Source organism: Rhodococcus sp. IEGM 1330 (assembly GCF_033142445.1).
Classification (GTDB): domain Bacteria; phylum Actinomycetota; class Actinomycetes; order Mycobacteriales; family Mycobacteriaceae; genus Rhodococcoides.
In genome coordinates this window covers 631,368-656,637 of sequence record NZ_JAWLSB010000001.1, presented here as the reverse complement: position 1 = coordinate 656,637, position 25,270 = coordinate 631,368, and the positions used below count along the sequence as shown (strand labels likewise).

Annotated in this window: 26 protein-coding genes and 1 tRNA gene; 10 read left to right on the top strand and 17 right to left on the bottom strand. The window is 63.8% G+C overall.

Annotated features, from left to right (window positions below):
- Window positions 1–111 precede the first annotated feature (111 nt).
- Window positions 112–1,902: a cytochrome c oxidase subunit I gene (ctaD, locus tag R4P57_RS02975; protein WP_317801396.1), complete on the bottom strand. Its 1,791-nt coding sequence runs from the start codon at window positions 1,900–1,902 to the stop codon at window positions 112–114.
- A 302-nt stretch (window positions 1,903–2,204) separates the two neighbouring features.
- On the opposite strand from ctaD, the gene R4P57_RS02970 reads away from it, so the two are divergent.
- The 4 genes from R4P57_RS02970 (at window position 2,205) to R4P57_RS02955 (ending at window position 4,985) form a co-directional block, all read left to right on the top strand.
- Window positions 2,205–3,290, top strand: a complete 1,086-nt coding sequence (locus R4P57_RS02970) for an ABC transporter substrate-binding protein (protein WP_411742274.1) — start codon at window positions 2,205–2,207, stop codon at window positions 3,288–3,290.
- A 4-nt stretch (window positions 3,291–3,294) separates the two neighbouring features.
- Window positions 3,295–3,768, top strand: a complete 474-nt coding sequence (locus R4P57_RS02965; protein ID WP_317801395.1) for an NUDIX domain-containing protein — start codon at window positions 3,295–3,297, stop codon at window positions 3,766–3,768.
- A 98-nt stretch (window positions 3,769–3,866) separates the two neighbouring features.
- A complete protein-coding gene (locus R4P57_RS02960; RefSeq protein WP_317801394.1) occupies window positions 3,867–4,784 on the top strand; it encodes an SPFH domain-containing protein in 918 nt (305 codons plus the stop codon).
- Window positions 4,785–4,787: 3 nt separating this feature from the next.
- Window positions 4,788–4,985 (top strand): hypothetical protein, encoded by a 198-nt coding sequence (locus R4P57_RS02955; RefSeq protein WP_317801393.1) that lies wholly within the window; start codon window positions 4,788–4,790, stop codon window positions 4,983–4,985.
- Window positions 4,986–5,010: 25 nt separating this feature from the next.
- Here R4P57_RS02955 and nrdF read toward each other — a convergent pair whose 3' ends face one another.
- The 7 genes from nrdF to R4P57_RS02920 all read right to left on the bottom strand — a co-directional run bounded on the left by nrdF (window position 5,011) and on the right by R4P57_RS02920 (window position 11,665).
- Window positions 5,011–5,976, bottom strand: a complete 966-nt coding sequence (gene nrdF, locus R4P57_RS02950; protein WP_317801392.1) for a class 1b ribonucleoside-diphosphate reductase subunit beta — start codon at window positions 5,974–5,976, stop codon at window positions 5,011–5,013.
- A 160-nt stretch (window positions 5,977–6,136) separates the two neighbouring features.
- Window positions 6,137–7,531, bottom strand: coding sequence for a DUF2252 domain-containing protein (locus R4P57_RS02945; RefSeq protein WP_317801391.1), 1,395 nt, complete (start codon window positions 7,529–7,531; stop codon window positions 6,137–6,139).
- 67 nt (window positions 7,532–7,598) lie between these two features.
- Window positions 7,599–9,764 (bottom strand): class 1b ribonucleoside-diphosphate reductase subunit alpha, encoded by a 2,166-nt coding sequence (gene nrdE, locus R4P57_RS02940; RefSeq protein WP_411742273.1) that lies wholly within the window; start codon window positions 9,762–9,764, stop codon window positions 7,599–7,601.
- Window positions 9,765–9,800: 36 nt separating this feature from the next.
- Window positions 9,801–10,262 carry a class Ib ribonucleoside-diphosphate reductase assembly flavoprotein NrdI gene (gene nrdI / locus R4P57_RS02935; RefSeq protein ID WP_317801390.1) on the bottom strand — a complete coding sequence of 154 codons (462 nt, stop codon included), beginning with the start codon at window positions 10,260–10,262 and terminating at the stop codon, window positions 9,801–9,803.
- A gap of 24 nt (window positions 10,263–10,286) precedes the next feature.
- Window positions 10,287–10,520, bottom strand: coding sequence for a redoxin NrdH (locus R4P57_RS02930; protein WP_032398330.1), 234 nt, complete (start codon window positions 10,518–10,520; stop codon window positions 10,287–10,289).
- Between the two features lie 412 nt (window positions 10,521–10,932).
- Window positions 10,933–11,055: a type B 50S ribosomal protein L36 gene (ykgO, locus tag R4P57_RS02925; protein WP_317801389.1), complete on the bottom strand. Its 123-nt coding sequence runs from the start codon at window positions 11,053–11,055 to the stop codon at window positions 10,933–10,935.
- 43 nt (window positions 11,056–11,098) lie between these two features.
- On the bottom strand, window positions 11,099–11,665 hold the full coding sequence (locus tag R4P57_RS02920) for an NAD(P)H-dependent oxidoreductase (protein WP_317801388.1): 567 nt from the start codon (window positions 11,663–11,665) through the stop codon (window positions 11,099–11,101).
- Window positions 11,666–11,769: 104 nt separating this feature from the next.
- Between R4P57_RS02920 and R4P57_RS02915 the strand changes: the two genes are divergently transcribed.
- On the top strand, window positions 11,770–12,369 hold the full coding sequence (locus R4P57_RS02915; RefSeq protein ID WP_317801387.1) for a TetR/AcrR family transcriptional regulator: 600 nt from the start codon (window positions 11,770–11,772) through the stop codon (window positions 12,367–12,369).
- A 35-nt stretch (window positions 12,370–12,404) separates the two neighbouring features.
- Here R4P57_RS02915 and R4P57_RS02910 read toward each other — a convergent pair whose 3' ends face one another.
- Window positions 12,405–13,193, bottom strand: a complete 789-nt coding sequence (locus tag R4P57_RS02910; RefSeq protein WP_317801386.1) for a fructosamine kinase family protein — start codon at window positions 13,191–13,193, stop codon at window positions 12,405–12,407.
- A gap of 55 nt (window positions 13,194–13,248) precedes the next feature.
- Between R4P57_RS02910 and nadE the strand changes: the two genes are divergently transcribed.
- On the top strand, window positions 13,249–14,094 hold the full coding sequence (nadE, locus tag R4P57_RS02905) for an ammonia-dependent NAD(+) synthetase (RefSeq protein ID WP_317801385.1): 846 nt from the start codon (window positions 13,249–13,251) through the stop codon (window positions 14,092–14,094).
- A gap of 42 nt (window positions 14,095–14,136) precedes the next feature.
- Here nadE and R4P57_RS02900 read toward each other — a convergent pair whose 3' ends face one another.
- Together R4P57_RS02900 and moaA are read right to left on the bottom strand one after the other, a co-directional pair.
- Window positions 14,137–14,391, bottom strand: a complete 255-nt coding sequence (locus R4P57_RS02900; RefSeq protein WP_317801384.1) for a MoaD/ThiS family protein — start codon at window positions 14,389–14,391, stop codon at window positions 14,137–14,139.
- Window positions 14,384–15,472 (bottom strand): GTP 3',8-cyclase MoaA, encoded by a 1,089-nt coding sequence (gene moaA, locus R4P57_RS02895; RefSeq protein WP_411742272.1) that lies wholly within the window; start codon window positions 15,470–15,472, stop codon window positions 14,384–14,386. The genes R4P57_RS02900 and moaA overlap by 8 nt, the downstream gene beginning before the upstream one ends.
- A 147-nt stretch (window positions 15,473–15,619) precedes the next feature.
- Between moaA and glp the strand changes: the two genes are divergently transcribed.
- From glp to R4P57_RS02880, 3 genes are read left to right on the top strand one after another with little or no spacing between them, the layout of a single operon-like run.
- A complete protein-coding gene (gene glp / locus R4P57_RS02890; RefSeq protein ID WP_317801383.1) occupies window positions 15,620–16,810 on the top strand; it encodes a gephyrin-like molybdotransferase Glp in 1,191 nt (396 codons plus the stop codon).
- A 56-nt stretch (window positions 16,811–16,866) separates the two neighbouring features.
- A complete protein-coding gene (moaCB, locus tag R4P57_RS02885) occupies window positions 16,867–17,817 on the top strand; it encodes a bifunctional molybdenum cofactor biosynthesis protein MoaC/MoaB (RefSeq protein WP_411742295.1) in 951 nt (316 codons plus the stop codon).
- The gene (locus R4P57_RS02880) at window positions 17,810–18,223 is read left to right on the top strand and encodes a molybdenum cofactor biosynthesis protein MoaE (protein ID WP_068045866.1); all 414 of its coding nucleotides are present in this window, start codon (window positions 17,810–17,812) and stop codon (window positions 18,221–18,223) included. The genes moaCB and R4P57_RS02880 overlap by 8 nt, the downstream gene beginning before the upstream one ends.
- A 4-nt stretch (window positions 18,224–18,227) precedes the next feature.
- Here the strand turns inward: R4P57_RS02880 and R4P57_RS02875 are convergent, their stop codons facing one another.
- Together R4P57_RS02875 and R4P57_RS02870 are read right to left on the bottom strand one after the other, a co-directional pair.
- Window positions 18,228–19,274 carry a GTP-binding protein gene (locus tag R4P57_RS02875; RefSeq protein ID WP_317801381.1) on the bottom strand — a complete coding sequence of 349 codons (1,047 nt, stop codon included), beginning with the start codon at window positions 19,272–19,274 and terminating at the stop codon, window positions 18,228–18,230.
- A gap of 11 nt (window positions 19,275–19,285) precedes the next feature.
- Entirely contained in the window at window positions 19,286–20,356 is a 1,071-nt protein-coding gene (locus R4P57_RS02870) for an N-acetylmuramoyl-L-alanine amidase (RefSeq protein WP_317801380.1), read from the bottom strand.
- A gap of 536 nt (window positions 20,357–20,892) precedes the next feature.
- Here R4P57_RS02870 and R4P57_RS02865 point away from each other — a divergent pair.
- A complete protein-coding gene (locus R4P57_RS02865; protein WP_037190211.1) occupies window positions 20,893–21,237 on the top strand; it encodes a histone-like nucleoid-structuring protein Lsr2 in 345 nt (114 codons plus the stop codon).
- A 136-nt stretch (window positions 21,238–21,373) separates the two neighbouring features.
- Here the strand turns inward: R4P57_RS02865 and R4P57_RS02860 are convergent.
- From R4P57_RS02860 to pgm, 4 genes are all read right to left on the bottom strand, one after another.
- Window positions 21,374–21,446 (bottom strand) — tRNA-Ala (locus R4P57_RS02860).
- A gap of 127 nt (window positions 21,447–21,573) precedes the next feature.
- On the bottom strand, window positions 21,574–22,320 hold the full coding sequence (locus R4P57_RS02855) for a DsbA family protein (RefSeq protein ID WP_317801379.1): 747 nt from the start codon (window positions 22,318–22,320) through the stop codon (window positions 21,574–21,576).
- A gap of 25 nt (window positions 22,321–22,345) precedes the next feature.
- Window positions 22,346–23,503 (bottom strand): MFS transporter, encoded by a 1,158-nt coding sequence (locus tag R4P57_RS02850; protein ID WP_317801678.1) that lies wholly within the window; start codon window positions 23,501–23,503, stop codon window positions 22,346–22,348.
- 77 nt (window positions 23,504–23,580) lie between these two features.
- Entirely contained in the window at window positions 23,581–25,221 is a 1,641-nt protein-coding gene (gene pgm / locus R4P57_RS02845; RefSeq protein ID WP_317801378.1) for a phosphoglucomutase (alpha-D-glucose-1,6-bisphosphate-dependent), read from the bottom strand.
- Window positions 25,222–25,270 lie beyond the last annotated feature (49 nt).

The following is a 25,270-nucleotide window of genomic DNA, read 5'->3' as shown; positions in this document are numbered from 1 at the left end:
TAGGTCTTCGTGTCACCTGTCGTGGACGAGCGAGCCCGAACACGCCACGAGATTGTCGCAAGCGAAGAGCCCCACCCGGTAGCCGGGAGGGGCTCTCGCTGCTGCTGTGGACTACTTGGGGTCCGGGTCTCCGGACCCTTCGTGATCGCTGGTGGCGATCGGAGCCCGGCGGGCCTGTTCGAGGACTGCGGTGGTCTTACCGCCGTGCGCTCCCGGCCCGACGTGCGCTTCCGCGCGCATCCGTTCGACCATGTGCGGGTAGTGCAACTCGAACGCCGGACGCTCGGAACGGATCCGAGGCAGTTCGGTGAAGTTGTGTCGCGGCGGCGGGCAGGAGGTGGCCCACTCCAACGAGTTACCGTAGCCCCACGGATCGTCGACGGTGACGACCTCGCCGTAGCGGTAGGACTTGAACACGTTCCACACGAACGGCAGTGTCGAGGCACCGAGAATGAAGGCACCGATCGTGGAGATGATGTTCAACTCGGTGAAGCCGTCCGAGGGAAGGTAATCGGCGTAGCGACGCGGCATGCCCTCGTTTCCGAGCCAGTGCTGCACCAGGAACGTGGCGTGGAATCCGAAGAACGTCAGCCAGAAGTGCCACTTGCCCAGAGCCTCGTCCATCATCCGGCCCGTCATCTTCGGGAACCAGAAGTAGATACCGGCGTACGTCGCGAACACCACGGTGCCGAACACCACGTAGTGGAAGTGGGCGACCACGAAGTAGGTGTCGGTGACCTGGAAGTCGATGGGCGGCGATGCCAGCAGAACACCGGTCAGTCCGCCGAAGACGAAGGTGATCAGGAACCCGATCGAGAACAGCATCGGCGTTTCCAGTGTCACCTGACCTCGCCACATCGTGCCGACCCAGTTGAAGATCTTCACGCCCGTCGGCACCGCGATCAAGAACGTCATGAAGGAGAAGAACGGCAGCAACACAGCGCCCGTGGCGTACATGTGGTGCGCCCACACTGCGATGGAGAGGGCGGCGATCGCGATCGTCGCGTAGATCAGACCCGAGTAACCGAAGATCGGCTTACGCGAGAAGACGGGGAACACCTCGGAGACGATTCCGAAGAACGGCAGCGCGATGATGTACACCTCGGGGTGACCGAAGAACCAGAACAGGTGCTGCCACAACAGCACTCCACCGGTCGCCGGATCGAACAGGTGCGCCCCCAGATGTCGGTCGGCCGCCAAACCGAGCAACGCCGCCGTCAGCAGCGGGAACGCCAGCAGGATCAGAATCGACGTCACCAGGATGTTCCAGGTGAAGATCGGCATGCGGAACATCGTCATGCCGGGAGCGCGCAGGCAGATCACGGTGGTGATCATGTTGACGCCACCGAGGATGGTGCCGAGACCGGCAACGGCGAGGCCCATGATCCAGAGGTCAGCACCGACACCGGGCGAGTGCAGCGCCGAGGTGAGCGGGGTGTACGCGGTCCACCCGAAGTCGGCGGCACCGCCGGGGGTGATGAATCCGGCCGTGGTGATCAAGGCACCGAACAGGTAGAGCCAGTACGAGAACGCGTTCAACCGCGGAAACGCAACGTCGGGAGCACCGATCTGCAGCGGAAGGATGTAGTTCGCGAATCCGAACACGATCGGCGTCGCGTACAGCAGCAACATGATGGTGCCGTGCATGGTGAACAGCTGGTTGTACTGCTCGTTGGACAGGAACTGCATTCCCGGAATGGCCAACTCGGCGCGCATCAGCAGCGCCATGAGTCCACCGACCAGGAAGAACGCGAACGATGTCGCGATGTACATGATTCCCAACACCTTGGGATCGGTGGTCGTCACCGCTTTGTGCAGGAACGACCCCTTCGGTCCCGTCCGCGGCGGGAACGGCCGAGCAGCATCCACCGCGGGAGCGGGTCTAGGCGCTAGGGCAGTCACAGATCCTCCTGATTGCGCGTCGGACCTCGAACCACGAGGCGACGTCATCTAGTCGTGCGCTACTCGAATCGTAGACCGTCGGACCGACGCTTGCCGAACCGGTCCTACCGTGTGTCGTATTGGGCCGAATCGAGCATGCCCGGATCGCGCGATCCGCCTGCGCTGTCGGCCTTTCCGACGCAGCGGGGAACGCCGCGACCGGCGCCGATTCCGGACGCTCGACGGCGTCCGTTCGGGTGTTCTGCGACGGCCGCCTTCCGATACTGTGTGAGACCACCCGACCCGTCGAAGGAAGTCCCGCGTTGCCACTCCACCCGCGAGTCCCCCGTTCGTGTGCGCCGCGCAGGATCGGCACCGTCGCCGCCGTGTGCCTCGCCGCAGCCATTGCGCTGGTCGGCTGCTCCGACTCCGAGGCGCAGGACGACGCATCCTCCATTGTCCGCACCACCACGAACATCGCCGGTGCCGGAGTGGTCGGAAACAACCGGGACACCGCGGGACTGTGCCCCGCACTCGCACCACTCGACCCGACCGGCATCGAAGGTGACACCCGACCCGTGGGGCATGCCGAGGGGATCAGCACCCTTCCGGCCGATCCCCAGCGCATCGTCGTGCTCGATGCCGCAGGCCTGGACGCGAGCTGCGCGGTCGGGATCTGGGAGCGTGTCGTCGGGGCGGCCACGATCGACCCCGATTTCCGCGGTGACGGCGATCAACCGCTCTACCTGGGCACCGGATTGGCGTCCGTCCCGTCCGTCGGCCCGGAGGGCGCACCCGACATCGATGCCATCGCCGCCCTCGACCCCGATCTGATCCTGGGTGCCGATTCTCTCGGATCGAACACTTACGACGAGCTGACGGCCATCGCCCCGACCGTCTTCACCGCAACCGGGCAGGGCTGGAAGGACACCTTCCTGCAGTCCGCGGCGGCGCTCGGTCGCGGACAAGCGGGATTCGAGGCACTCGCATCGTTCTCCGCGGATGCCGAACGGGTCGGTCGCGAGATCGATGCCACCCAGACCCAGGCGTCCGTCGTTCGATTCGATGCGGACTCCATCGAGGTGGACGGAACGAGCTCGTTCGCGGGACAGATACTCGCCGAGGTCGGAGTCGGCCGGCCTCAGAGCCAGCGCGACGCCGCATTCTCGGTCGAGTCGGACGACCTCTCGCCGGTCGAGGGAGACATCGTCTACGTGCGATTCGCCGGCCCCGATGGCGAGACGTTCGGGCGCGAGGTGATGGACAGTGACACGTGGCACGGCCTCGGTTCGGTCACCGACGGTCGGGTGTTCGCCGTGAACGACACGGTGTGGTCCGGCAGCGGCGTCGTCGCCGCACGGGCCGTTCTGGACGATCTGTCCGCTTCCCTGAACGCCTACGTCTCCTGACGCGATGCCGATTCCCGAGTTCGTCCGCGCCCTGCGCAGTGTCGTCGGTACGTCGCCGCTGTGGTTGTCCGGTGTCAGCGCTGTCGTTCTCGACGACGACCGGCGTGTGCTGCTGACCCTGCGAGCGGACAACAACACCTGGGCCGTGGTCTCCGGAATTCTCGAACCGGGCGAGGAACCCGCCCCGGCCGCCCTGCGCGAGATCGGCGAGGAAACCGGAGTCGACGCCTCGATCGTGCGTCTGACGAGCGTCGACGTGACGGAGCCGATCACGTACCCCAACGGCGACGTCGCGCAGTATCTCGACATCACGTTTCTCGCTCGGTACACCGGCGGCACCCCTCATGTGGCCGACGACGAGAATCTCGACTTCGCCTGGTTCGCACTCGACGCACTCCCGGAAAACCTCACGGCCACTTCGCGATTGCGAATCGAGAAGGCCATCGCCGGCGAACCGTCGGCGTGGTTCCGGCGCTGACTCACCCGCCGCACACGAGTACCCGATGTCACCGACACGCCGCTCGTCGCCCCTAAATGTGATATCATTTTAGTATCACCATCGAGAGGGAGGTTCTCATGTCCGCACCTGCAACCGTCGCCGAGAAGCCGACGGGTACCCCGACCACCACTATCGCCGAGCGCCCGGGATGGGATCTGCCCGGCTGGTCGATGCTCGGTGTCGGCCTGGCGCTGTTCCTCGGCGGAATCGCCGCATTCGCGTTCGGACTCGTGTTCACCGTCGTCTTGCTCATCGTGACCGGGGTCGTCCTCTTCGTCCTCTCACTGCCGGCACTCATGGGTCTGACGCTGGTGCAACCGAATCAGGCTCGCGTTCTTCAGCTTCTCGGGAGTTCGTACAGCGGCACCCTGCGGACACCGGGGCTGCGCTGGACCAATCCGTTGACGTACCGCCGGGCCATCTCGACGCGAATCCGCAACCACGAGACCGGCCAATCGAAGGTCAACGACGCCGACGGCAACCCGATCGAGATCTCCGCCATAGTCGTCTGGCAGGTTGCCGATACCGCGCTGGCGTCCTTTCAGGTCGACGACTACGAGGAGTTCGTCGCCGTCCAGACCGAGTCAGCCGTCCGGCACATCGCCGGGAGCTACCCGTACGACGCCGAAGGGCGAATGTCGTTGCGGGAGAACGCCGACGAGATCACCGCCGCCATGTCGGAGGAGGTGCACGCACGGGTACGTTCGGCCGGTGTCGAGGTGATCGAAACCCGAATCAACCGGTTGGCCTATGCCCCGGAGATCGCCCAGGCCATGTTGCGGCGTCAGCAGGCCGGGGCGGTCATCGCCGCCCGTCAGCAGATCGTCGAAGGTGCCGTCGGAATGGTGGAGATGGCGCTCGGGAAGCTCGAGGAGAAGCACGTCGTCGAGCTCGACGAAGAGCGTAAGGCCACGATGGTGTCGAATCTGCTCGTGGTGCTGTGCAGCGACCGCGACACGCAACCTGTCGTCAACACGGGATCGCTGTATCAGTGAGCCATGGCCGTCGAACGTAAGAAGATCCTGCTGCGGTTGGACCCAGCGGTGCACGACGCCCTCGCCCGCTGGGCCTCCGACGAATTGCGAAGCACGAACGCTCAGATCGAGTTCCTACTGCGCCGTGCTCTGAGCGAGAAGGGCCGAATGCCCAAGGACGCCGCGGACATTCGCCCGCCGGGACGCCCACCGAATTCGTGAGCGTCCCGGAACTACGCGAGTGGGCTCAGAAGTCCCAGTCCGCGTCTTCGGTGTTGACGGCCTTGCCGATGACGTACGAGGAACCCGAGCCGGAGAAGAAGTCGTGGTTCTCGTCGGCGTTGGGTGAGAGCGCCGACAGGATCGCCGGGTTGACGTCCGTCTCGTCCTTGGGGAACAGGCCCTCGTAGCCGAGATTGTTCAGTGCTTTGTTGGCGTTGTAGCGCAGGAACTTCTTGACGTCCTCGGTCAGGCCGATCTCGTCGTAGAGGTCCTGGGTGTACTCGACCTCGTTGTCGTACAGCTCGAACAGCAACTCGAACGTGTAGTTCTTGAGCTCCTCGCGCTGCGCCTCGCTGACCTTCTCGAGACCCTTCTGGTACTTGTAGCCGATGTAGTACCCGTGCACGGCCTCGTCGCGGATGATCAGACGGATCAGGTCCGCGGTGTTGGTGAGCTTGGCCCGCGAGGACCAGTACATCGGCAGGTAGAAGCCGGAGTAGAACAGGAACGACTCGAGCAGCGTCGACGCGACCTTGCGCTTGAGCGGATCGTCACCGTGGTAGAAGTTCAGGACGATCTCGGCTTTGCGCTGGAGGTTGACGTTCTCCTCGGACCAGCGGAATGCATCGTCGATGTCGCGGGTGGAGCTGAGGGTGGAGAAGATGGAACTGTAGCTCTTGGCGTGCACCGACTCCATGAACGCGATGTTGGTGTACACCGCTTCCTCGTGGGGAGTGATGGCATCCGGGATGAGGCTGACAGCGCCGACGGTGCCCTGAATGGTGTCGAGCAGTGTCAACCCGGTGAACACACGCATCGTCAACTGCTTCTCGACGGCGGTCAGCGTTGCCCACGATGGGATGTCGTTGGATACCGGCACCTTCTCGGGCAGCCAGAAGTTGCTGGTGAGGCGCTCCCACACTTCGGAGTCCTTGTCGTCCTGGACCCGATTCCAGTTGATCGCGGAGACGCGATCGATGAGCTTTACCATGGGTGCCTACCTACAGGTCGATGAGCGAAAACGGGGACGGAACTGCGTGAAAAGTCGCTGATACGAACACTACCCGTTGTGTCCGACAAGTCCGGTAGGCACTACAAAGTGTGCCCGGAGTGTTGCCCGCAGGGATGGCCCCCAGGCCTGCTTCGGTCTGTCACCACCCCACCGAGCACGGGACGGTTCCGGCCTCGATGGCAGCGACCAACTGTGCGTGATCACGCTCGTTCTGATCGGCGTAGGCGTGGCCGAAGGCCACCATTGCCCGATCGACATTGTCTCCGCGGCCGAGGTAGTCGGCGATCGCCTCTGCGTCACCACTACGAGCGTGCGCTCGCGCGAGAACCTCACCGCATGCGGTAGCGAACTCGGTGAGGTACGGCCCGATGATCTCGCCGTCGGGAATGACCTTCATGTCACGGAACTGCCGAACGTAGAAGTTCATGTCTCCCACTGCCGTCCAGCCCACGAACATGTCGGTCGCACTCTGCAGCATTCGCTGTCCGTTGACCACGCGGGCACCGTGATTGTCGTACCTGCTCGGTTCGAGAAACTGCTCGAACACCGACGGCCCTGCCTGCTTGATCTGCAGGAAGAACGGGTCGCACGTCCGCCGTTCTTCCAGCAAGGCCAGATACACCCGCATCCCTACGCTCCCGACGCCGACCACCTGCCGAACGACGTCGAGAACGCGGAACCTGGACAGCAGACTCCAGATGTGGTCGTCGACCGACTCGCTGTAACCGGCGATCACCGCCTGCACCAGCTCGATCTGGGAATCACCCACATGAGTGCGAAAAGGTGCGTCCTCGCGAATTCTTCGACGACCGTCCCTCGTCTCGGTGAACTTGCGGGACGCCCCACGGCTGGTGCGGCGCTCGGCTTTCGTCTCGATGAGTTTCTCTGCGTGGCGAGCGATGCCCGACGAGAAGTGACCGAGCAAACCTGCAACGTCGATGCGGTCGTACCAGATGTCGATCTCCGGCGTGTTCGCGTACGCCCTCATCTTTCTGCAGTACGCCGCCGTCATCGCCGACACCGCCCGATCGGAACGCCGCGCATCGACCCCGTTCTCTCGCCCGAGGACCACGAGAGACGTCGCCAGCCGTGTGAGGTCCCACTCGAACGGGCCGGGAAGAGTTTCGTCGAAGTCCCGGAGGTCGAAGTACAGGTTTCGTTCGGGAGTGGCCCACAGTCCGAAGTTCAGCACGTGGGCATCGCCACACAGCTGGACCTCGACGCCGGTGTGCGGAGTCGATGCGAGGTCGGCTGCCATCACGGCCGCGGCGCCGCGGAAGTAGGTCCACGGCGATGCAGACATTCGGGCATAGCGGATCGGCAGCAGCTCCGGCACCCGAATGGTGTTCTGCGCGAGCACCGTTGCGAGCGCATCGTGACCACGCGAGACCGGATCCCATACGGCCAACCCGCTGCGGGGTACGCGCCGGCGAGCGCGTCGACCACGCGAAAATTGCTCGGAAGGACGTGCGTCCTTCCGAGCAATCTTCACATCGATATCGGATTCGACCTCGTCGCCCGCTTCGGTGTCCATGCCTGATCATGCTCCGCAGCGCACCGCGACATGGCGGTATTCGCCCCAGGTCGACCGGCCGAGTCAGCTACAGCATGCAGGACACGCAACCCTCCACCTCGGTGCCTTCGAGGGCCAACTGACGCAAGCGGATGTAGTACAGCGTCTTGATGCCCTTGCGCCATGCGTAGATCTGCGCGCGGTTGATGTCGCGGGTGGTGGCGGTGTCCTTGAAGAACAGCGTCAACGACAGGCCCTGATCGACGTGTTGCGTTGCAGCAGCGTAGGTGTCGATGATCTTCTCGTACCCGATCTCGTACGCATCCTGGTAGAAGTCCAGGTTGTCGTTGTCGAGATACGGAGCCGGGTAGTAGACGCGACCGATCTTGCCTTCCTTGCGGATCTCGATCTTCGACGCCACCGGGTGAATCGACGAGGTGGAGTTGTTGATGTACGAGATGGAACCGGTCGGCGGGACGGCCTGCAGGTTCTGGTTGTAGATCCCGTGCTCCTGCACCGACGCCTTCAACGTCGTCCAATCGTCCTGAGTGGGAACGGATACGCCCGAGTCGGCGAACAACTTCGCAACCTTGGGTGTGGCCGGCTCCCAGACCTCGTCGGTGTACTTGTCGAAGAACTCACCCGACGCGTACTTGGAGTCGGGGAACCCCTTGAAGTACTGACCGCGAGCCTTGGCCAGCTGATTCGATGCCTGGAGCGCATGGAACAGCACCGTGTAGAAGTAGATGTTGGTGAAGTCGATGCCCTCGGTCGAACCGTAGTGAATGCGTTCTCGAGCGAGGTAACCGTGCAGATTCATCTGCCCGAGGCCGATCGCATGAGAATCGTTGTTGCCCTGCTCGATCGACGGCACGGAGAAGATGTGCGTCTGGTCCGACACTGCGGTGAGGCCGCGAATGGCCACTGCGATGGTCTTGCCGAAATCGGGCGAGTCCATCGTCTTGGCGATGTTCAGCGAACCGAGGTTGCACGAGATGTCCTTGCCGACGTGACTGTACGAGAGGTCGTCGTTGAACGTGGACGGCGTCGAGACCTGCAGGATCTCCGAGCACAGGTTGGAGTGAGTGATCTTGCCCTTCACCGGGTTCGCGCGATTGACGGTGTCCTCGTACATGATGTATGGGTAGCCGGACTCGAACTGCAACTCGGCGAGCGTCTGGAAGAACTCACGCGACTTGATCTTGGTCTTGCGAATCCGCTTGTCGTCGACCATCTCGTAGTACTTCTCGGAGACGTCGATGTCTGCGAACGGGACGCCGTAGATGCGCTCGACGTCGTACGGCGAGAACAAGTACATGTCTTCGTTCTTCTTCGCGAGCTCGAACGTGATGTCCGGGATGACGATTCCGAGCGAGAGCGTCTTGATCCTGATCTTCTCGTCCGCGTTCTCACGCTTGGTGTCGAGGAATTTGTAGACGTCGGGGTGATGCGCGTGCAGGTACACCGCGCCTGCGCCCTGGCGTGCACCGAGCTGGTTGGCGTACGAGAACGAGTCCTCGAGCAGCTTCATGATCGGGATGACACCCGAGGACTGGTTCTCGATGCGCTTGATGGGCGCGCCGGCCTCGCGAATATTGCTCAGCAGCAACGCAACTCCGCCACCACGCTTCGACAGCTGCAGGGCAGAGTTGATGGAGCGGCCGATGGACTCCATGTTGTCCTCGATACGCAGCAGGAAGCAGGACACGGGCTCGCCGCGCTGCTTCTTGCCGGAGTTGAGGAAGGTGGGCGTCGCGGGCTGGAAGCGGCCGGCGATGATCTCGTCCACGAGATCGGTGGCCAGAGCCTCGTCGCCGGCGGCCAGCGTCAGCGCAACCATGCACACCCGGTCCTCGAAACGCTCGAGGTAACGCTTGCCGTCGAACGTCTTGAGCGTGTACGAGGTGTAGTACTTGAACGCCCCGAGGAACGTGGGGAACCGGAACTTCTTCGAGTACGCGTGGTTGATCAGGAACTTGACGAACTCGCGGGAGTACTGATCCAGAACCTCGGGCTCGTAGTAGTTCTCCTCGACGAGGTAGTCCAACTTCTCGTCCAGATCGTGGAAGAACACGGTGTTCTGATTGACGTGCTGCAGGAAGTACTGATTGGCAGCCTCGCGATCCTTCTCGAACTGGATCTCACCGTTGGGGCCGTACAGATTGAGCATCGCGTTGAGCGCGTGGTAATCCATGTCGCCGTCGCCGCGGACGGTGGTGGGTACGGGTGCTGCGTCGGTGATGGTCGGTGCCACGGCGATGCTCCTACTGGGTATGTGGTGTGTGGTGCTCTAGTGCGTGTGGGCGGCGCGTCGGACTTCACGTTCCCAGAAGTCCTCCAGTCCCTCGCGGACCCGCACTACGTCCTCGGGGGTGCCCATCAATTCGAATCGGTACAGATACGGAACTGCGCACTTCTGCGAAATGACATCTCCTGCAAAGCAGAACGAGTCACCGAAGTTCGTGTTTCCGGCAGCGATGACAGCTCGGATCAACGAACGATTGTGCTCGTCGTTGAGAAACTTGATCACTCGCTTGGGGACGTAGTTGGTGTCGCGCCCGGAGTACGTGGTCCCTCCCCCGTACGTCGGCACGATGAGAACGTAGGGAGTGTCGACACGAAAGGTGCCGTCCGGATCACGCAGAGGGATTCGAGTCGCGGGAATGTCCAGCTTCGAGACGAAGCGATGGGTGTTCTCGGACGCGCTGGAGAAATAGACCAGTGAGTGGGAGGACTGCGGTTGCGAACTCACCGCTCACTCACTTTCTCGTTCTGTTCAAGCAGCGTTCGCTGCGAGGGTCTTGATGCGGTCCGGACGGAAGCCGGACCAGTGATCGTCGCCCGCGACGACTACCGGAGCCTGCAGGTAACCGAGGGCCATGACGTAGTCACGTGCTTCGGGATCCTGCGAGATGTCGATGACGGAGTACTCGATGCCGGCTTTGTCGAGGGCGCGGTAGGTGGCATTGCACTGAACGCAGGCGGGCTTGGTGTAAACGGTGATGCTCATGGTGTCCCTCTTTCCGTTGTCGCCATCGGGTGCACCGACGCGACCGATGTGCTCTGCGTGTGGCACCGAGAACATCTCCCGCTCAGGGCGACTTCGACCTGCTCGAACCCGTTTGTGCACGTTCTTCGAGTTGTGGCCTCTCGGTCGCTCAAACACTACACCTAGTGTCCGACATCTGCCTACAACACGAGATGTTGCGAACAACATGCTTGGTATTCGCTGGTCACGGCTTTATCGGACCGCAAATATCGAGCCGCATCGGCGTGTCGCACGTCACACCGAATGCGTGTTGTCCATCACAACGAAACTCGGCCGAGACGGTGACGTGTGCCGACGTACGCCGACCCTCCCCCGACACGACGAAGGACCCTCGAATCTCTCCGAGGGTCCTTCGTCGGCGATCACGCAGTCGTCAGCGCTGGCGCACCTTGAACCGCGGTTCCTTCTTGTTGATAACGAACACCGTGCCGCGGCGTCGAACCACCTGCGCGCCGGGCTTGTTCTTGAGCGATTTCACTGAGTTTCTCACCTTCATGCGACCAGCCTACATGAAAACGATTCCCATAACCGAGACAGGGTCATGCACTCACGAGTTCGTCGGCGGCCTTCACCAGCTCGGCGACGACGTGGCCGATCTCGCCGGAAACCTCGGCGTTCTCACGCGGGTGGGCCGAACCGAACTTGTCGAAGGTGCCGCCGATGAAGAGCTGAACATCCTCGAGGACGGTTCCGCCTGCGATGCGCACGGCCTTGCTGGTGTCCTCGTTTGCCCACTTGGCCCCGTTGCCACTGGGCGACGCGCTGATGACGACGACCGGCTTGCCCACCATGGCACCCGCACCGTACGGGCGCGAGAGCCAGTCGATGGCGTTCTTCAGTACGGCCGGGATGGTGCCGTTGTATTCAGGCGTGACCAGCAACAACGCCGAGGCTTTTTCGGCAGCGGCCCGCAGAGCGAGCGCGGCCGCGGGCACCGATCCCTCGACGTCGATGTCCTCGTTGTAGAAGGGGACATCTCCGAGTCCGTCGTACACCACTACCTCGGCACCGGCCGGAGCCACGGTGACAGCAGTCTCGGCGATCCGCTTGTTCACCGACTCGGCGCGCAAGCTTCCGACGAGAACGAGTACATGAGCGTCTGACATGAGGTTATTCCTTCGCAAGTTCGGATGACGTGATCGTCGTGTCAATTCCTACCATCCAAACGGACCGTGGTCCATTTATGTTCCCGGCAAGGTAGGCTTCGGCTGTGACCGGTCCGATGCTGCCCATAGCGGGCGAGGAATCCGAACGGTGCGACGCAGCGCGCAACCGTCGGTTGCTCCTCGACGCCGCAACGGATCTGGTGGCGACCGTCGGAGCCGATGCCATCACCATGGACGCAGTGGCCACCAAGGCCGGAGTGGGCAAGGGCACAGTGTTCCGTCGCTTCGGGAACCGGGCCGGGCTGATGCGCGCGCTACTCGACCACACCGAGAAGAAGCTGCAGCACTCGTTCATGTTCGGCGACCCGCCGCTGGGCCCAGGAGCCGACCCGATCGATCGTCTCGTCGCCTTCGGCCGAGCTCGACTGGAGTTCGTCAACGTGCAGGGGGAAGTACTGCGCGCCGCGGAGAGCGCGGACGACGCGCGATATTCCGCCCCGGCGCACATGGTCAACTTCACCCACGTCCTGTCGCTGCTCCGCGCAGCCGACGTGGACGGGGATCTCGAATTGCTGGCGTACTGGCTGCTCACACCACTCGAAGCCACCCTGGTACTCCACCAGTACCGAGATCTGGGGATGCCGATGGATCGCCTGGCCGACGGCTGGGAAGACTTGGTACGCAGGGCAACTCTAGTCCGATAGCCATCGGGGCAACTCGCACTCGGTAGATCCTGCGCTCACAGCCTGACGACGGCCGTGGCCGCCGAGTGCAACCCGGTGCCGTACGAGCGGCCGTGACCGGCCGCATGAACGGCGAGCGGATGCAGCTGATGCAGAGCCGTGCGCTCGCGCCACCCGGATCGCAACGGCTGCGCCGTCTCGTAGCCGTCGACGACGACGTCGAGGTGGGGGCAACCGAACAGCGCCAGCATCGCCAGATCGGTCTCGCGGTGCCCACCGTGCGCTGCCGGGTCGATGAGCACCACTCCCGCGTCGGTCCAGAACACGTTGCCGTTCCAGAGATCGCCGTGAATACGGCTCGGCGGCTCCGCGTCGTCGAAGTCGCCGTCCGCGATGCGTCCGCACGCCGATTCGACGATCTCCGCCTCGCCCTGTGTCACGGTGCCGGCGTCGACCGCGATTCGGAGAAACGGCAACACTCGTTCGGCCGCGTAGAACGCTCCCCACGACCGGTGCACCGTACTGCTCATGGGCCGGGACCCGATGAACAGCTGACCCGAGAAAGCGACGCCGTCGGAGCCGACCGGTGGCGCACCGAAGCCGGCGGCTCCGGCGGAATGCATCGCGGCCAGCGCGCGCCCGAATCTTTCGGCTGCGGCGACCGTCGGACGGGCCGCGACCAGACGCTCGAGTTCGATGTACGTCCGACCATGCCCGAGGACTCCGACAACCGGGGCCGCTGCCTCGCCGAGCCACCGAAGCCCGGTGGCCTCGGCGGCATAGAAGTCGGGGTGCGCCTGGGGGTTTCGCTTGACGAAGGTATCGGAGGATCCACTCACGACCACCGACACTACGCACGGCGCGAGATCACATTCCGGCACTCGTCATTAGGATGGCCCGATGGGACACATCAACTCGGAATTGCGCTCGGGGATCATGCGCGAGCTGGCCGTGCAGTCGACCATCGATCCGATCACGGAGGTCCGCAGGCGAGTGGACTTCCTCAAGGACTACCTGGCGTCGACTCCGGCCTCGGGATTCGTACTCGGCATCAGTGGCGGTCAGGACAGCACGCTCACCGGCAAGCTCGCCCAACAGGCAGCAACGGAGCTCCGAGCCGACGGACACGAGGCCGAGTTCGTCGCCGTTCGCCTCCCCTACGGCGTGCAGGCCGACGAGGACGACGCATCGATCGCGCTGAAATTCATCGATCCCGACCGCACGGTGACGGTGAACATCAAGGACGCTGCCGACGCCGCAGCGGCCGCGACGGCGGACGCGCTGGGAAGTGCCGAAATCCGAGATTTCGTCCGCGGCAACATCAAGGCTCGCCAACGCATGGTCGCGCAGTACGCCCTCGCCGGCGAACTCGGCTACGTCGTCGTGGGCACCGATCACGCCGCCGAGGCGATCACCGGCTTCTTCACCAAGTTCGGTGACGGCGGGGTCGATCTGACTCCGCTGACCGGCTTGAGCAAGCGTCAGGGTGCTGCGCTGCTGCGCGAACTGGGGGCCCCCGAGAGCACGTGGCGCAAGGTTCCCACCGCAGATCTCGAAGACGATCGCCCTGCGCTACCCGACGAGGAAGCGCTCGGCGTGACGTACGAACAGATCGACGACTACCTGGAGGGCAGGGACGTCACCGAGGAGATCGCAGACAAGCTGGAGAAGATGTTCCTCGCAACTCGGCACAAGCGCACGGTGCCGGTGACACCGTTCGACGATTGGTGGAAGAGAAGCAGCTGAATCGGGCAGCCACAGGTCGGCGGCGCGGCGAACCGGGTGTGCTCAGCCGCCGGCGAAGGGCGGCAGCACATCGACCCTGCCGCCGATCACGCGCCCTGGATCGCGGGTGAGATCCTCTCCCACCAGGTACGCCGACACCGTGAGAATCGGCTGCATCGGCGCGCCGTGCCGGGACAGGATCAGCTCTCGCAGATCTGCGAGGGTGGCCCCGATCGGCACGGTCAGGTACTCGGACTCGCAGTGCGACGCGTCGACCGCTGCAGCGAAGTACCGCACCTCCACCTGGGTCTCACCCACCGATAGCTCCCATGCTGCGGGTGGGAGGTTCGAAGCCGTCGGCGTCGATGCCGTGACCCGCCCACTTGTTCCACATCGCCCCGCGCCACACCGCTGCCAGCTCGTCGTCGGTGGCACCGCCGCGCAGAGCTGCCCGCAGGTCGGTCTCGTCGTCGCTGAACAGACAGGACCGAATCGTCCCTTCTGCAGTGACCCTGGTGCGGTCGCAATCACCGCAGAACGAGCGCGTCACCGACGCGATGATGCCGACGGTGGCGTCGGTACCGTCGACGCTCCATTCCTCGGCCGGGGCCGATGGATCGGCCCGGCCAACGGACTTCAGATCGAATGCGGTCGACAGTTCGTCTATCAAGGTCTGGGCGTCGATCATGTTCGCGCGGGCCCACTCGTGATCGGCATCGAGCGGCATCTGCTCGATGAAGCGCAGAGCCACGCCCTCGTCGAGACACCAGCGCAGCAGATCGACGGCACCGGAGAGTGTGTCGCGCATCAGAACCGCGTTGACCTTGACCGGCCCGATCCCGGCTCGCTGCGCTGCCCTGATTCCGGCAAGCACGGACGGCAGCCGGTCTCGTCGGGTCAAGCGCGCGAAATCTTCGCGGTCGACGGAATCCAACGAGACGTTCACTCGGGTCAACCCGGCGTCGGCCAAGGACTGTGCCCGGTGCTCGAGACCGACCGCATTGGTGGTCATCGACAACGGCACACCCTCCGCGACATCGGCGCTCAACCGCAGAATCTCGTCGAGATCGCGGCGCATCAGCGGCTCGCCTCCCGTGAAGCGCACGTCCCGAATGCCCAGCAGACGAACCGACACCGAGACCACTCGCGCAATCTCGGCTGGTGTCAGCAACGCCGCCGCAGGGATCGCCGGAAGGCCCTCCTCGGGCATGCAGTAGGTGCAGCGCAGCGAGCACTTCTCGGTGATCGAGATACGCAGGTCGCGGGCCACCCGGCCGAAACGATCGATCAGGTGCGGCACGTCCGGCCGATCGGACACGGAGTTCACACTGCCTGCCACCGCACTCGTGGTGGTGCCGAACCCGGGAATGCCCAGCGAGGTGACACTGTCCACCGTCACCTCGTACCTCGTCTCCGTCGAAAATCACGTCTGTCGTCTGTGTGTCTACCCAGTATGCCGCAGCCCACACCGAGTGGACCGATCGGCGTGCTTAGGATTGGCACCCATGACGGTTGAGCACACGCACGCGATCACTGGATCCGCACAGTGACCGCTGTATCGGTCGAGGAACATGCCGCCGTGGTCGAGACTCTGCTCGCGGCGCTGGCCACGAGAACAGCTCAGCGAGTTCCTCTCGACGACGCGCTGGGACGCGTCTCGTTCGAGGACGTGCGATCGCCGGTCGATCTGCCTCTGTTCCGCAACTCGCAGATGGACGGCTATGCCGTGGATTCTCGATCCGTGGCGACGACCCCGGTGACGCTTCCGGTCTCGACGATCATCGCCGCAGGCCCGACGGAATCGGCAGTTCTCGCCTCGGGCAGCGCCGCCAAGATCATGACCGGTGCCCCCATTCCGGACGGAGCGGACGCTATCGTCCCCGTCGAAGACACCTCGGTACCGGCGGCCGGTTCCGTGACGATCGAAAGAAGCCGCGCAGCAGGTGAATTCGTGCGCGAACAGGGTAGCGACGTACGCGTCGGAACAGTCCTGGTCGAGTCGGGCCGAGTTCTGGAACCCCGACACATCTCCGTTCTCGCTGCCGTCGGCTTCGGCGAACTCGACGTGCGTTCGCGTCCTCGCGTGGCCGTCGTGACCACCGGCGCCGAACTGGTCGACGCCGGGTCGACGCTGACGCCCGGTCAGATCTACGACTCGAACGGCATCACCCTCGCCGCACACCTTCGCGCCAGCGGCGCCGAGGTGGTCTCCGTCGCGCGCAGCTCCGACGAGCCGAGCCGGTTTCGCGAGATCCTCGACGCAGCAGCGGAATCGGCCGAGCTGATCATCACGTCCGGTGGAGTATCGATGGGCGACTTCGAGGTGGTCAAGGACGTACTCCGTCCGCTCGGCGGCACCTTCGGATCGGTTCGTATGCAGCCGGGCGGACCGCAGGGCATCACGATGTTCGACGGTGTTCCCGTGCTCAGCTTTCCCGGCAATCCCGTCAGTACGGTCGTCTCGTACATCATGTTCGCGCGCAACATCGTTCGGCGAGCGGCCGGTTTGCCTCCGGTGCTCTCGACCACCGCGGCCCTACACGAACCGATCGTGTCACCGCCCGGTAGAAGACAGCTACTCCGTGGCCGATTGCGCGACGACGGTCGGGTGGAGCTCGTCGCCGGCCCCGGCTCGCACCTGGTCGCCGCACTGGCATGGGCCGATGTGTTGATCGACATCGATTCCGAGACAACCGAACTCGCTGCAGGATCCGACGTGGAGGTGTGGCCGCTGTGACCACCGACGCCCAGCAACCCCAGCTGTCTCATCTCGACGATCAGGGCCGCGCCCGCATGGTCGATGTGGCGCACAAGAAGGAAACCTCGCGCACGGCGGTCGCCGCCGGTGAGTTCGTCACCACTGCCGAGGTCATAGCGCTCGTGCGCGCGGACGACATGCCCAAAGCCGACGTTCTCGCCACCGCCCGCATCGCCGGCATCTCGGCCGCGAAGCGGACGTCGGAGCTGATTCCGCTGTGTCATCAGCTCGCCCTCTCCTCGGTGAAGATCTCGTTCGGATTCACCGAGTCGTCCATCACGGTCGAGGCAACCGCCCGCACCACCGGACGTACCGGGGTGGAGATGGAAGCACTGACCGCGGTCGCCGTCGCCGGCCTGACCCTGCACGACATGGTCAAAGCCGTCGATCCCGGTGCCACCATGAACGGTGTCCGGTTGCTCACCAAAGACGGCGGCAAGCACGGACATTGGCAACGGGACGACGCAGAGGACTCCCCCGAGGCTGCGGCTGCATCGGTATTCGAGTCCTCACGGTCCGCAGTGGTTCTGGTGGCCTCGACCGGCGGCGCGAACGGAACTCGACCCGACACCACCGGCCCCACCATCGCGTCCTGGTTGACCGGTCGAGGCTTCACCGTGCGTGGCCCGCTGGTGTACGCCGATGCCGACATCGCTGCGGGGTTGCAGGACGCCCTTCGCGGCGAACCGTCGCTGATCGTCAGCACGGGCGGCACCGGTGTATCGCCCACCGATGCAACCCCCGAGGCGACGGCAGCGCTCCTCGACATCGACATGCCGGGGATCGCCGATGCGATCCGAACCCGCGGAACATCTGCGACGCCTCATGCGGTGCTCAGCCGCGGTGTCTCGGGTCTGATCGGACGCACGCTCGTAGTCAACCTGCCGGGCTCGCCGGGTGGCGTGAAGGACGGACTCTCCGTTCTCGACCCGCTCCTCGACCATGTGCTGGCCCAGATCGCCGGAGGAGGCCCCCACGATGAGTGAGCTCGTCGCCCGTATCTCGAACGAACCCTTGAGCACTGCCGAAGTAGAGGCAGCGGTGCAGGATTCGCGTCACGGTGCCGTCGTACTGTTCAGCGGGATCGTGCGCGATCACGACGGCGGACATGCGGTGGAGACTCTGGAATACCGCGCACATCCCGACGCGGAACGCTTCTTGAGCCGCTGCTGCTCGGAGGTATCGGCAGAGACCGGATTGGCGGTGGCCGCAGTGCATCGCGTCGGCGATCTACGGGTCGGCGACCTCGCACTCGTCGCGGCCGTCGGCTCGGCTCATCGCGCCGAAGCGTTCGAGGCCTGTGCCCGACTCGTCGAGCGCATCAAGGCCGAGGTCCCGATCTGGAAGCGTCAGGGATTCGAGGGCGGACGTACCGAGTGGGTCGGGCTCTGAGGACCTAACCGGTCTCGAGATAGCGATGGACCGGAAGCATGGCGGAGGCGTCGTCGGCGTCGTCCGGTCCCCGCACACAGGCACGCAACCGCTGCTCGACCGCCGGTGCATCGAGTTCGGTACCGATCAACACCAGTGAGGTCTGCTCGGGCTCACCCCGGGCCCACGACGCAGCCTCGAATCGGATGTGTCGGCCTACCGTGTGCACGACGAACTTCTGCGTGTAACCGGCAATGCCGAAGTGTACGAATCCCTTGATGCGGTAAAGGTTCCCGGAAGGATTCTCCAGGAACTCGATCAATCGACGCGGTTCGACGGGAACCGTCGTGACGAATTCGGTGTGTGAGTACTGCGCGTGCAGGTGATGATCATGATCGTGGTCGTGATCGTGGTTCTCCCGGAGTAGTTCGTCGAACGACAGCTGCACCGCCATTGCCGAATCCACCGAGTGATCGTCGCGCCGATCGAACAGCAGCAGCGGGTCGACGCGACCGAAGGCCACGGGTACGACGGGCACATCTCCTACGACGGACTGCACCGTCGACACCACCGCGGAGCGTTCGGACTCGGTCACCGCATCGGACTTGTTCAGCACCACCAGGTCGGCCAATTGCAGGTGCTGGTCGATCTCGGGATGCCGCACGCGGGTCTGCTGAAACTCCACCGCGTCGACGACCCCGACGAGTCCGCCGTAGACGATGAATTCGTTCTGGCTACCCCGGACCATTCTGATGAGATTGCGGGGTTCGGCCAGGCCACTGGCCTCCACCACAATCACGTCGATGGCGGACCGACGGTGCGCGAGGGCGTCGAACATCGCGTCCATATCGCTGATGTCGACTGCGCAACAGATACAGCCGTTACCGAGAGAGACCATCGAATCGACCTGGCCGGCCACGAGCATCGAGTCTATGTTGATCGACCCGAAGTCGTTGACCACGACCCCTATTCGGATGCCGGAATCGTTGCGCAGCAGATGGTTCAGGAGAGTGGTCTTGCCTGCGCCGAGGAAGCCCGCAACTATCACCACCGGAATTCGTCGACGCGCCACGGCGTCCGAGACTACCGGTCGGCGAGAATCTGCTTCAGCAGGCCTTGTGCGAACGTCGACACACTGCTGACGTTGTCCGGGGTCGCGAGTCCTTCCAGGCCGTCGACGCCGAACGAATTCACGTACGGGGACACACTCTCGAGCAACCTCGACAACGCGCTACGCCCGTCGGCCGCTGGGCCTGCGCCGCTGGGTGCCGTCGTTACGGGCGCGGCGGCACCGGTGGTCGCTGCCGCGGCGGGGGTAGCCGCAGTCGTGGTGGCGGCGTCCGCTGGGGTGGAGGGGGTTTCGGCCCCGAGGAGGTAGTCGATGATCCCCGTCGAGATGGCGATCGCATGCTTCAGCTGTCCGTCCGAGCTCTCGAGGACAGCTGCGTCGTCGGGGTTGGATCCGTTGCCCATTTCGACGAACACGAGGGGAACCGTGGTCAGTGCGGGCCCGGCGATATCGGATCGCTCCTGTATCCCGTTCTCGACCCCTGCGTAGTTGGCAGGCTCGAAGCCGGCGCGCACGTAGGAGTCCCGCATCACCGTCGATGCCGAACGTCCCCCCTCGGACTGGGCAGCATCGGCAGCCGCGCTCGGAATCGGCAGCGTGGGCACGATCAGATGGAACCCGTGCTTGTCTGCATCGGTCATCGTACTCGTGGAGTCCGCATGGATACTGACGGCCACGTCGGCCCCGGACTCGCTGGCGGCCCGCGCCCTGTCGTCGACGCATCCGCCCCATCCGGTGTCGTCGGCTCGACTCGTCTTCACCGTCGCACCCAGACTCTCCAAGCTAGATCGGACGAGCTCGCTGACTTTCCAGTTGATCGTGTGCTCGGGCACGCCGTCCAGGGTGGTCATGCCGGTGGTCTGGCAATCCTTGGTGCCGCCCCGCCCGTCGTTCACCTGCCGCTGCAGATTCTCCGAATGTGCGGTGCCCTGGTGGCCCGGATCGAGGAACACCGTCTTCCCGGACAATTCCGTACCTGCAGCGGGTGCCGTGCTGGACGGTGCGGCGATGGCCGGCGCAGACACGAGCACTCCGGCACCGAGAATGCCGGCGCACATCAGCGCCGTCAAAGCCGACCTGGTCATCGGTGCAGATTTCATGTCGTCTGGCGCAACGGTGGAACTCGCTGCGCAACTCCCCTCTCGGCCCCTCGGACTCCGCTGATCCGAACGGGTCACCGCATTATGGGACACCACACGTCACAACAGACACTTGCGCCTCTAGTGAAGCAGATATCGCCGACGACGCGTATCGAGTGATCTTTCGTTAGTGAAACGATTGCGTTTCGTGACCGATTCGTTGCCGAAGTACACCGATTCGGAGCGGCACCGTCAGAGCATTGTTCGATCGAACTCGAACCGACCCGAGGATGGCACTACGCATTCAAACCGGACAGTTCGTCTTTCTCACTGATAACGATGAACAGGACCGCCGAGAGAATGCTTCTCACAATCACCTCGTCGGTTTCCTCGAAGGGACGAGGTGATTGAAGTGGGAATTCTGCGAATCGAGTAACAATCCCCCGACCCGCATGGATAAACACATTGTTCAGCCGTATAGTCGCATCAGTTCGATCTGGACATCCCCCGCATCATCCCCTGCATCATTGGAGAGCTTCAGCATGGCCAGAAAAGTCTATGTGCAACTAGTCGATGACATCGACGAAAAACCGATCGAATCCGGTGGCGAACACATAACCTATTCGGTCAACGGAGTCAGCTACGAAATCGACCTGAGCGACAAGAACGCGAAGGAATTTCACCGCAAGCTCGACTATTACATCGAGCACTCCACCAAGGTCGGTGGAAAGCGAACGAAGAAGTCGAGCACCCCCGCAACCGGTGCCAAGCGCGACGCCAATCAGACCAAAGCCATCAGAGAATGGGCCAAGGCGAACGGCCACAATATCTCGGCGCGAGGCAGAATCCCCGCCGAGGTCGAGCAGGCATTCGACGCAGCACACTGAACCGTCGACAGCCGAATCGGCTCCGGGCACGACGCACGGATGCCGACTCGGCGGTCGGTGACACCGAAACACGAAAAAAGCGTCGCCCGAGGGCGACGCTTTTTCATTGACTTTCTCGGTGGAGCTTGTCTCTCGGTGGAGCTAAGGGGACTCGAACCCCTGACCCCCACACTGCCAGTGTGGTGCGCTACCAGCTGCGCCATAGCCCCGAGTTACTGCGTGCTCCCGCTCATGCGGTTGCTCGAACGAAGTTACACCATCGGTCGCAGCAGCAACAAATCACCTGGTGCGACCGGTACCGAATCCTCGACGTCCGGCCGCACCCTCGCCCCGAGATCAGTTGATCGACGCAAGCCATTCCGAGTCACCGAGCGCATCGACAACCTGACCGTCCACGAGGACCCCTGGTGTTCCGCGGGCACCCGACGCCGCCAGCGCGTCCCGTCCGGTGTTCGCATCCGCCACTGCAGCGTCGCGCTGCGCACCGCTGGCGATGCAGTCCGTTGCCAGATCGCTCGCTCCTACGGATCGGGCGAGTTCCCCGAGTTCGGCATCGGTTCGGTCGGAGTCACTGCCTTCTTCGGGCTGAAATTCCGGGTCGAACAACCCGGCGTGAAATGCGGAGTAGACCCGCGCGTTCTCTGTCGCTGCCACGCAGTGCGACGCCGCGACGGCACGCGTCGAATAGTCACCCGACGCCGACTGTGGATCCAGGAAATTGACCAGGTGGTAATTCACCGAGACGACACCGTCGTCGATTTTCTGAGCCAACTCCTGGCCGTGTTTCACTTCGAGGTCGCCGCAGAACGGGCACATCGGATCCTCGAAGACATCGATGACCCGCTGCGCTTCCGGACGAGACAGCTGCACCACCCCGTCACCCGGCAGCGACAATTCGACTGCCGGATTCTCGACTGTTCCGTAGCCATCGTTGCGTGGAGCGTCGCTTCCGCTCTGCCACATGATCGCCACTACGATGACGATCACCACTACGACGAATGCGATGCCGCCCAATACGTAGGTCATCGTGTTGGAGGTTGCCTCGGGTGTGTGTTTCGTACTCGATATCTTCTTCTGGCTCACACAGCGAATACTACGGTTGCGTCCGTCAGGTGCGCTCGCGCCCGAGCGTGTCCGGAACTCGCGACCACCAGAGCCCTGCCAGGAGAAGCAGCGCTCCCGTCACGGCGAAAGCCGGACCGAACGAGACCTGTTCGACGATCATCCCGGCCACGATCGGGCCGATGACCGCGCCGACATCGGACGCCATCTGGAACGCAGCCAGCACGGGCCCTCCGCGCGCCTTCGAGCCGATCACGTCGGCAACCGAGGCCTGCTGGGCTGGGCTCATCAGACCCGATCCGATTCCGGCGATCAACGACACCACGAGAAACAGCACGGGATCGTGGATGTACCCCATCACAACGGTTCCCAGACCGCACACCGCCAACCCACCCACCATGAAGGGCTTGCGTCCGCGCACATCGGACAGGCGACCTGCACTGGTGAGAACCAGGGCATTTCCCACTGCGAACACGGTCAGCGCGATACCGACGAACACCTCGGATCGCTGCATCGCCTCGACGACGAACAACGGCACCAAGGCCACCCGAACACCGAACACCGCCCAACCGTTGGCGAAATTCGACGCCAACGCAGCCTGATACGACGGGATCCGCAGCGCGGCGAGCAACGACATCGTGGGCGGTGCCGAGCCCTTCTCCGGCTTGACGAGGTCGGAATTACCCAGGGTGAAATACACGACGGCCGCGGCGATCACGAGAGCCACGGCATAGATGACGAACGGCACCCGCAGACCGAATCCGACGAGCGCGCCGCCGACGAGAGGACCGCCGATGGTTCCCAGCAGAAAGGCGGTCGCGTACAGGCCGGAGATACGGCCACGACTGGTCGGAGGACTGATCCTGATCAGCAATCCCAGTGCCGACACCGAGAACATCGTCGAGCCGATGCCGCCGAGTCCGCGAAACACCAGCAGCTGCCAGTACGTCTGAGCCAGAGCGCACGCACCGGTGGACACCGCAACGATCAACAGTCCGATCAGATAGACGGGCCGCTCGCCGAGCCGCTGCACCAGAGCACCACTGGCGGGTGCGAACAGCAACCGCATGAGAGCGAAGGCACTGATGACCGCCGACGCCGCCGTGTATCCGACGCCGAATTCCCGGGCGAACTGCGGCAGAGCAGGCGCGACGATGCCGAATCCGAGCGCGATGACAAACGCCGCCGATACCAGTACCCAGATCTCCGGTGGGAGCTTGCCTCCGGGTTGGAATGCCGGCTCGGGAGCCGAACTGTCGTGATCGGGTGGAGGTGAGTCGGTCACGAGCTCTCGAGTGCGGAGGACACCAGTTCACGTGCTGCGGCTTGAACCCGGGCAAGATGCTCCTCGCCCTGGAACGACTCCGCGTAGATCTTGTACACGTCCTCGGTTCCGGACGGGCGCGCAGCGAACCAGGCGCTCTCCGTCGTCACTTTCAGGCCACCGAGTGCAGCTCCGTTGCCCGGAGCCTCGGTCAGCGTTGCCGTGATCGGTTCGCCGGCCAACTCGGTGGCGGTGATCTGATCGGGCGAGAGCTTGGCGAGAACGGCCTTCTGCTCGCGGGTGGCAGGTGCATCGACGCGGGCATACGTCGGATTGCCGAACTTCGCGGTGAACTCGCCGTAGCGCTGCGAAGGCGTGGATCCGGTGACTGCGGTGATCTCGGACGCCAGCAGCGCCAGCACGATGCCGTCCTTGTCGGTGGTCCAGACTCGGCCGTTGTGTCGGAGGAACGACGCACCGGCGCTTTCCTCGCCGCCGAACCCGAGCTCACCGGCGAGCAGACCCGGAACGAACCACTTGAATCCGACCGGCACCTCGAGCAGGCGACGACCGAGACCTGCGACGACCCGGTCGATCATCGACGAGCTCACCAACGTCTTGCCCACTGCCGCCGTGGGTGACCAATCGGGTCGGTGAGTGAACAGGTAGTCGATGGCGACGGCGAGGAAGTGATTGGGATTCATCAGGCCACCGTCGGGAGTGACGATGCCGTGGCGGTCGGAATCGGCATCGTTGCCCGTCGAGATGTCGAACCGATCGCGGGCAGCGATGAGCGACGCCATCGCGTTCGGCGACGAGCAATCCATCCTGATCTTGCCGTCGGTATCGAGCGTCATGAAGCGGAATGTGCCGTCCACCAACGGGTTCACCACGGTCAGGTCCAGATTGTGCCGCTCGGCGATGGCATCCCAGTAGTCGACACTCGCACCGCCCAACGGATCTGCTCCGATACGTACTCCGCCCGCGCGGATCGCGTCGAGATCGAGCACGTTCGGCAGGTCGTCCACATAGGTGCCGAGGAAGTCGTAGCGCGAGACGCTCCCCGCGAACGCCTGTGCGAGAGTCACCCGCTTGATGCCCGAAATGCCATCGCGCAGAAGCTCGTTGGCGCGAGCGGCAATGACCGATGTGGCATCACTGTCGGCCGGACCGCCGTGCGGAGGATTGTATTTGAATCCGCCGTCGCGCGGCGGATTGTGCGACGGAGTCACCACGATGCCGTCGGCCTGTGCCGACGGCCCCGACTCGTTGTACCGAAGAATTGCGTGACTGACAGCGGGGGTGGGCGTGTACCGATCTCCCGAATCGACCAGCACGTCGACACCGTTGGCCGCCAACACTTCCAACGCCGTCGTCCACGCAGGTTCGGACAGTGCGTGGGTGTCCCGACCGATGAACAGCGGCCCGGTGATGCCTTGTGCAGCGCGGTACTCCACGATCGCCTGCGTCGTCGCCACGATGTGCGCTTCGTTGAACGCCGAGTCCAGACTGGACCCTCGATGTCCTGAGGTGCCGAACACCACCTGTTGACTGGGTTCCGACACGTCCGGAACTCGCGAGTAGTACGCCGTCACGAGCTGCGAAAGATCCACCAGATCCTCCGGCAGTGCAGTGGTTCCAGCTCTCTCGTGCGCCACGATGCGCCTCCTCGTTGATCGACGAACCGAAATCCTCGACCAACCCTAG